The following is a 3,075-nucleotide window of genomic DNA, read 5'->3' as shown; positions in this document are numbered from 1 at the left end:
GGGTGTAAACCCTGGCGATGACCTACTCTCGCATGGCTTGAGCCACACTACCATCGGCGCAGCTGCGTTTCACTTCCGAGTTCGGGATGGGATCGGGTGGTTCCACAGCGCTAATTTCACCAGGGAGGCTTTTGGAGAGTCGCACTCGTCCCGAGGGGACAAGGCGCCAGCCTCGCATAGTTCTTGTGACGTAGCGTGCACTTGGATGCTCTTACGACGTTGTCGTAAAGCCAAGGCAACTTGAGGTTATATGGTCAAGCCACACGGATCATTAGTATCAGTTAGCTCAATACATTGCTGTACTTACACACCTGACCTATCAACCACATAGTCTATATGGTTCCTTCAGGGGGCTTGTGCCCCGGGAGATCTCATCTTGAGGCGCGCTTCCCGCTTAGATGCTTTCAGCGGTTATCGCTTCCGAACATAGCTACCCGGCAATGCCACTGGCGTGACAACCGGAACACCAGAGGTTCGTCCACTCCGGTCCTCTCGTACTAGGAGCAGCCCCTCTCAAATCTCCAACGCCCATGGCAGATAGGGACCGAACTGTCTCACGACGTTCTGAACCCAGCTCGCGTACCACTTTAAATGGCGAACAGCCATACCCTTGGGACCGACTACAGCCCCAGGATGTGATGAGCCGACATCGAGGTGCCAAACACCGCCGTCGATATGAACTCTTGGGCGGTATCAGCCTGTTATCCCCGGAGTACCTTTTATCCGTTGAGCGATGGCCCTTCCATACAGAACCACCGGATCACTAAGTCCTAGTTTCCTACCTGCTTGATCCGTCGATCTTGCAGTCAAGCACGCTTATGCCTTTGCACACAGTGCGCGATGTCCGACCGCGCTGAGCGTACCTTCGAGCTCCTCCGTTACTCTTTAGGAGGAGACCGCCCCAGTCAAACTACCCACCATACACGGTCCCCGACCCAGATAATGGGCCCAGGTTAGAACGTCAAGCACGACAGGGTGGTATTTCAAGGATGGCTCCACTGCAGCTAGCGCCACAGTTTCATAGCCTCCCACCTATCCTACACAGACGAACTCAACGTTCAGTGTAAAGCTATAGTAAAGGTTCACGGGGTCTTTCCGTCTTGCCACGGGAACGCTGCATCTTCACAGCGATTTCAATTTCACTGAGTCTCGGGTGGAGACAGCGCCGCTGTCGTTACGCCATTCGTGCAGGTCGGAACTTACCCGACAAGGAATTTCGCTACCTTAGGACCGTTATAGTTACGGCCGCCGTTTACTGGGGCTTCGATCAAGAGCTTCGCCTTGCGGCTGACCCCATCAATTAACCTTCCAGCACCGGGCAGGCGTCACACCCTATACGTCCACTTTCGTGTTTGCAGAGTGCTGTGTTTTTGATAAACAGTCGCAGCGGCCTGGTTACTGCGACCCTCTTCAGCTATAGCTCGCACGAGCCACCAAAAAGGGTGCACCTTCTCCCGAAGTTACGGTGCCATGTTGCCTAGTTCCTTCACCCGAGTTCTCTCAAGCGCCTGAGAATTCTCATCCTACCCACCTGTGTCGGTTTACGGTACGGTCTGCGTAAGCTGAAGCTTAGGAGCTTTTCCTGGAAGCGTGGTATCAGTGACTTCGCCATAAAGGCTCGTCTCGGTGCTCGGTCTTAAAGGATCCCGGATTTGCCAAAGATCCAAACCTACCGCCTTTCCCCAGGACAACCAACGCCTGGTACACCTAACCTTCTCCGTCCCTCCATCGCACTTACGCGAGGTGCAGGAATATTAACCTGCTTCCCATCGACTACGACTTTCGTCCTCGCCTTAGGGGCCGACTCACCCTGCGCCGATTAACGTTGCGCAAGGAAACCTTGGGCTTTCGGCGTGCGGGTTTTTCACCCGCATTATCGTTACTCATGTCAGCATTCGCACTTCCGATACCTCCAGCAGACTTCTCAATCCACCTTCAACGGCTTACGGAACGCTCCTCTACCGCGCATAACAAAGTTATGCACCCCAAGCTTCGGTTCACTGCTTAGCCCCGTTAAATCTTCCCCGCAGACCGACTCGACCAGTGAGCTATTACGCTTTCTTTAAAGGGTGGCTGCTTCTAAGCCAACCTCCTGGCTGTCTGTGCCTTTCCACATGGTTTTCCACTTAGCAGTGAATTTGGGACCTTAGCTGTGGGTCTGGGTTGTTTCCCTTTTCACGACGGACGTTAGCACCCGCCGTGTGTCTCCCATACAGTCCGTCTCGGTATTCGGAGTTTGCAATGGTTTGGTAAGTCGCGATGACCCCCTAGCCATAACAGTGCTCTACCCCCGAGAGGATACATATGAGGCGCTACCTAAATAGCTTTCGAGGAGAACCAGCTATCTCCGGGTTCGATTAGCTTTTCACTCCTAATCACAGCTCATCCCCGTCTTTTGCAACAGACGTGGGTTCGGGCCTCCAGTACCTGTTACGGCACCTTCACCCTGGCCATGACTAGATCACCCGGTTTCGGGTCTACTGCCCGCGACTATGCGCCCTTATCAGACTCGGTTTCCCTTCGCCTCCCCTATACGGTTAAGCTTGCCACGAACAGTAAGTCGCTGACCCATTATACAAAAGGTACGCAGTCACTCCTTGCGGAGCTCCTACTGCTTGTACGCACACGGTTTCAGGATCTATTTCACTCCCCTCTCCGGGGTTCTTTTCGCCTTTCCCTCACGGTACTGGTTCACTATCGGTCGGTCAGTAGTATTTAGCCTTGGAGGATGGTCCCCCCATGTTCAGACAGGGTTTCACGTGCCCCGCCCTACTCGTCTTCACTGAAATGGCCCTTTCAGATACAGGGCTATCACCTTCTATGGCCGCTCTTTCCAGAGCGTTTTCCTAGAACCAAATCAGCTTAAGGGCTAGTCCGCGTTCGCTCGTCGCTACTTACGGAATCTCGGTTGATTTCTTTTCCTCTGGTTACTTAGATATTTCAGTTCACCAGGTTCGCTTCCAGCAGCTATGTATTCACTGCAGGATACCCGCAAGCGGGTGGGTTTCCCCATTCGGACATTACCGGATCAAAGCTTGTTGCCAGCTCCCCGATACTTTTCGCAGGCTGCCACGT

Annotated in this window: 2 rRNA genes (1 of these 2 running past the window's edge); both read right to left on the bottom strand. The window is 53.7% G+C overall.

Annotated features, from left to right (window positions below):
* Positions 1–9: 9 nt before the first annotated feature.
* Positions 10–124 (bottom strand): 5S ribosomal RNA (gene rrf / locus C1925_RS02095).
* Between the two features lie 126 nt (positions 125–250).
* Positions 251–3,075: ribosomal RNA gene (locus C1925_RS02090) — 23S ribosomal RNA — on the bottom strand; it runs 55 nt beyond the window's last position.

The sequence above is a fragment of the Stenotrophomonas sp. SAU14A_NAIMI4_5 genome (assembly GCF_003086795.1).
Classification (GTDB): Bacteria; Pseudomonadota; Gammaproteobacteria; order Xanthomonadales; family Xanthomonadaceae; genus Stenotrophomonas.
This window is presented reverse-complemented; position numbering and strand designations above follow the sequence as displayed.